The sequence below is a fragment of the Candidatus Erwinia dacicola genome (genome assembly GCF_001756855.1).
Taxonomy (GTDB): Bacteria; Pseudomonadota; Gammaproteobacteria; order Enterobacterales; family Enterobacteriaceae; genus Erwinia; species Erwinia dacicola.
Genome location: NZ_MAYS01000534.1, coordinates 1 through 4,464, shown reverse-complemented (window position 1 = coordinate 4,464; position 4,464 = coordinate 1). Strand labels below are relative to the sequence as shown.

Below are 4,464 nucleotides of genomic sequence, written 5' to 3'. Positions count from 1 at the left end.
ACCCTGGGTGGGTCAGATTTACATCGGCAGGTGGGCCAGTTTTACATCGGTAGCGACAGCCTCTGCGGCCTTAACGTAGGTATAGCCGTGGTCGACAACTAACTTCGCCGCTTCGAGCTTAAATTCTGGCGTGAAATGTTTAGCCATTGGGTCACCTGTGGTGTTGGGAAGGTGAGAATATCACCTTCCGATCAGGTGGCCAGTATCAGTGTGCCACTACACCACCTTCCTTGAATCCCCATACACCACAAATGACCATAATTCATTTTTCACCTAATGATTAAATTACTTGCATCACCTGCCGCGTTAGCGCATTTTCTTATACATCACGCGGTAACTGTCGTTCAAACCAATATCACCACCGCAATGTAAGTCGTTAGGGAGCTGTTTATGTGTTCTATTTTTGGTGTGCTCGATCTGAAAAGTGATCCGGTTGAACTGCGTAAGAAAGCGCTGGAGCTTTCTCGCCTGATGCGCCACCGTGGCCCGGACTGGTCCGGTGTCTATGCTGATGATAAAGCGATCTTCATCCATGAGCGCCTGTCGATCGTTGACATTAACAACGGCGCACAGCCGCTGTACAACGCAGCACATACCCATGTCCTTGCAGTAAACGGTGAAATCTACAACCATCAGGCGCTGCGCGCTCAGCTGAGCGATCGCTATGAGTTCCAAACCGAGTCTGACTGCGAAGTGATCCTCGCGCTATATCAGGAGAAAGGCATCGATTTCCTCGACGATCTGGAAGGCATGTTCGCTTTCATTCTGTATGACAGCGTGAAAAACACTTGGCTAATTGGTCGTGACCATATCGGTATCATCCCGCTGTATATGGGTAACGATGAGCACGGCAACCTCTATGTCGCTTCAGAAATGAAAGCGCTGGTGCCAGTGTGCCGCAGCATTAAAGAGTTCCCGGCGGGCAGCTACCTGTCGAGCACCAGCGGTGAGATCCGCCGCTACTGGCAGCGCGACTGGTTTGATTACGCTGCGGTAGAAAACAACGTCACTGACGCCGCTGCGCTGAAAAGTGCGCTGGAAGAGTCAGTAAAAAGTCACCTGATGTCAGACGTGCCTTATGGCGTGCTGCTGTCCGGCGGTCTGGACTCTTCGATTATCTCGGCCGTGACCAAGCGTTTTGCCGCCAAACGTGTAGAAGACCAGGACAAGAGCGAGGCTTGGTGGCCACAGCTGCACTCCTTCGCGGTCGGTCTGGAAGACTCACCCGATCTGAAAGCGGCAAAAGCGGTAGCGGAATATCTCGGCACCGTGCACCACGAAATTCATTTCACCGTGCAGGAAGGTCTGGATGCTATCCGCGATGTGATCTATCACATCGAAACCTATGATGTGACCACCATCCGGGCCTCCACGCCGATGTACCTGATGTCACGTAAGATTAAAGCCATGGGCATTAAGATGGTGCTGTCCGGTGAAGGTGCCGATGAAGTGTTTGGCGGCTACCTTTACTTCCACAAAGCGCCGAACGCCCAGGAGTTCCACGAAGAGAACGTGCGCAAGCTGCACGCGCTGCATATGTTTGACTGCGCGCGCGCTAACAAGGCGATGTCTGCTTGGGGTGTTGAAACCCGCGTCCCGTTCCTTGATAAGAAATTCCTTGATGTCGCGATGCGCATCAACCCGCAGGATAAAATGTGCGGTAGCAACGGCAAAATGGAAAAACACATCCTGCGCGAATGCTTCGAATCCTACCTGCCGGAGAGCGTGGCATGGCGCCAGAAAGAGCAGTTCTCTGACGGCGTTGGCTACAGCTGGATTGATACCCTGAAAGAAGTGGCGAAAGAGCAAGTAAGCGATCAGCAGCTGCAAACCGCGAACTTCCGCTTCCCGTACAACACACCGAACTCGAAAGAAGCGTATTTGTACCGTGAAATCTTTGAAGAGCTGTTCCCGCTGACCAGCGCGGTAGAGTGCGTGCCGGGTGGCCCGTCAGTGGCCTGTTCTTCCGCTAAAGCGATTAAATGGGACGAAGAGTTCAGAAACATGGACGATCCGTCTGGCCGAGCCGTAGGCGTGCACCAGTCCGCTTACTAATAAGTCATGGATTGAAAAGCTAAAACGAGCCGCTTAGACCCGTTTTTATTTACCCGCTGAGTCTGTTAGAATCAGAATTCGTTGATTTTATCGGCATGATGGTTACAAGGCGTGTAAACAACACGATTGTGATAAAAAAAACGGCAAAAAACTTGTTGACGCTTTTGGACCAACTCCGCATAATGCGCTCCGCAGCAAAAGGTTATGCGAAAAAAGATGGCTACTTAGTTCAGCGGGTTAGAGCACAGCACTCACATAATGCTGGGGTTACAGGTTCGATTCCCGTAGTAGCCACCATCTTTTTTTTGCGCGGGAGTGGCGAAACTGGTAGACGCACCAGATTTAGGTTCTGGCGCCGCAAGGTGTGCGAGTTCAAGTCTCGCCTCCCGCACCATTTCCAAGCGCGGTCCGCACGGATGGGGTATCGCCAAGCGGTAAGGCACCGGTTTTTGATACCGGCATTCCCTGGTTCGAATCCAGGTACCCCAGCTATTTTTTGGTAGTATATATTAGCAGTAAAGCAGTAAAATCAGGCTACTTAGCTCAGTAGGTTAGAGCACAGCACTCATAATGCTGGGGTCACAGGTTCGATTCCCGTAGTAGCCACCAATTTTATTGGGGTGTCGCCAAGTGGTAAGGCTCTGGTTTCTGATACCAGCATTCCGGGGTTCGAATCCCTGCACCCCAGCCAATAAGTAAAAAGGCTTCCTTGCGCGGGCCTTTTTACGTCTTAACAAACAAAGGGCCGATCGGAAAAGATCGCTGACTCTCTGTTTCGTTCAGCCCACCACCCTACCGATGCTACAAACCTAACGCATACCTCAATGCCTGACGCTTCAGCACGCCCGAATGCTGCGCGACAATCAATCCAAGGTTACGCAGCACCTTCAGGGGGGCCGACTGATTGCTGAATGCAGAATAGAACATGTCCATCCCGCTCTGCATCAGCAGGTTGTCCTTCAGGCGTTTGCGCTGATAGCGCTGTAATACGGCTGCGGATGCCCAGTCCTCCGCACGCAGCCGCGACTCACTCAGCACCTCAATCAGCGCATCAACGTCGCGATATCCGAGGTTCACCCCCTGCCCCGCCAGCGGATTAATGGTGTGAGCCGCATCGCCAACCAGCGCCAGACCAAGCAGCACATAGCGCGTGGCATGGCGGCGCACCAGCGGGAAAGAACCGGCGACGACCGGGGTCACTCTACCCACTCGCGGCGGGAAGTGTGCCTGAATCTCCTTTTTCAGCTGGGGCATGCTCATCGCCTGCAGCTGACGGATGCGTGCCGGGCTGTCATACCACACCAGCGACGCCCAGCTATCAAACAGCGGCAGGAATGCGCGCGGGCCATCCGGGGTGAACTGCTGCCAGGTGGTATCGCCCGCGTCAAGCTCACAGCGCACGTTGATCAACATGCACGACTGAGCATAATTCCAGCCGTGTATACCAATCCCGGCCAGCTGGCGGACTTGAGAGTTCGCTCCGTCAGCGCCGACCACCAGCCGCGCGTGCAGCTGCTCACCGTTATCCAGCGTTAACTGCCAGCCGCCGTTTTTGCTTTGCAAATCGCGCAGGCATGCCGGGCAAAGCAGCTGAACCGGCTGCTGCTGCAATCGCTGCCACAGTGCCTGCTGCAACACGCTGTTTTCCACCATGAAGCCCAGTTCTGGCAGGCCAAACGACTCGGCATCAAAATTGACCGCCGAGGTCTGCCACTCCCAAGTTTCCAGCTTGCGGTAAGGCACTGTGCGCATCGCCAGCACCGCCGGCCAGACATCAAGCTGTTTTAGCAGCGCAGCGGAGGCAGCACCGATAGAGGAAATACGCACATCCGGATCGCTCCCCGCTACAAACACTGCCGGCGTTTTCTGCTCCAGCACTGCAACCTGAAAACCGTGCTGCGCCAAGCCACTAGCCAGTGCTGCGCCCACAATGCCGCCACCGACAATGGTCACGTCCACTTTCTGCTTTATTTCCGTCATTTTTTTCCTTCACCGGCCTGACCTAGCGTGCTGTGTAGCTACACCTCACCGGCTAAATTCTGTTATCCTGAGCGTTATTAAGTATACCGGAATTTTTTATGACAATCAGATCGCCGCAACACGGGCTTCACGGGCGTCTCTGTACGACAAAATACACGCCCTGCTCCTCTTTCTGCATGACAAATGGCAATCGATGACATAAAATAAGGGGCTGTCCTAGATAAGGTTTAAATTTTACCTTTAACTATCTGTTTTAAAATAGTTAATTGCTGTTTTGCACTTGGAGTGTTAAATCGCCACTCACATTCCTTCAGATACAGCTCGAAATGTGCCTTCGGAATACCGTTAAATTTACGCATGTGGCGCTTCGCCTGGTTCCAAAAATTCTCGATACCATTGATGTGATTTTGCCGGTCTTTTTTGTCGGCG

Annotated in this window: 4 protein-coding genes and 5 tRNA genes; 6 read left to right on the top strand and 3 right to left on the bottom strand. The window is 53.1% G+C overall.

Annotation, left to right across the window (positions count from 1 at the left end):
• Positions 1 to 18: 18 nt before the first annotated feature.
• On the bottom strand, positions 19 to 147 hold the full coding sequence (locus BBW68_RS18510) for a transposase (RefSeq protein WP_148127685.1): 129 nt from the start codon (positions 145 to 147) through the stop codon (positions 19 to 21).
• 243 nt (positions 148 to 390) lie between these two features.
• Between BBW68_RS18510 and asnB the strand changes: the two genes are divergently transcribed.
• The 6 genes from asnB (at position 391) to BBW68_RS13490 (ending at position 2,746) form a co-directional block, all read left to right on the top strand.
• A complete protein-coding gene (asnB, locus tag BBW68_RS13515) occupies positions 391 to 2,055 on the top strand; it encodes an asparagine synthase B (protein ID WP_070135748.1) in 1,665 nt (554 codons plus the stop codon).
• Positions 2,056 to 2,273: 218 nt separating this feature from the next.
• Positions 2,274 to 2,352 (top strand) — tRNA-Val (locus BBW68_RS13510).
• A gap of 12 nt (positions 2,353 to 2,364) precedes the next feature.
• A tRNA-Leu gene (locus BBW68_RS13505) sits at positions 2,365 to 2,449 on the top strand.
• Between the two features lie 23 nt (positions 2,450 to 2,472).
• Positions 2,473 to 2,544: transfer RNA gene (locus BBW68_RS13500), tRNA-Gln, on the top strand.
• A gap of 43 nt (positions 2,545 to 2,587) precedes the next feature.
• Positions 2,588 to 2,664, top strand: a tRNA-Met gene (locus BBW68_RS13495).
• A gap of 7 nt (positions 2,665 to 2,671) precedes the next feature.
• Positions 2,672 to 2,746 (top strand) — tRNA-Gln (locus tag BBW68_RS13490).
• A 110-nt stretch (positions 2,747 to 2,856) separates the two neighbouring features.
• Here the strand turns inward: BBW68_RS13490 and ubiF are convergent.
• The gene (gene ubiF / locus BBW68_RS13485; RefSeq protein WP_070135747.1) at positions 2,857 to 4,035 is read right to left on the bottom strand and encodes a 3-demethoxyubiquinol 3-hydroxylase; all 1,179 of its coding nucleotides are present in this window, start codon (positions 4,033 to 4,035) and stop codon (positions 2,857 to 2,859) included.
• Between the two features lie 227 nt (positions 4,036 to 4,262).
• The coding region (locus tag BBW68_RS13480) for a transposase (protein WP_148127683.1) at positions 4,263 to 4,464 on the bottom strand (202 nt) is incomplete at its 5' end.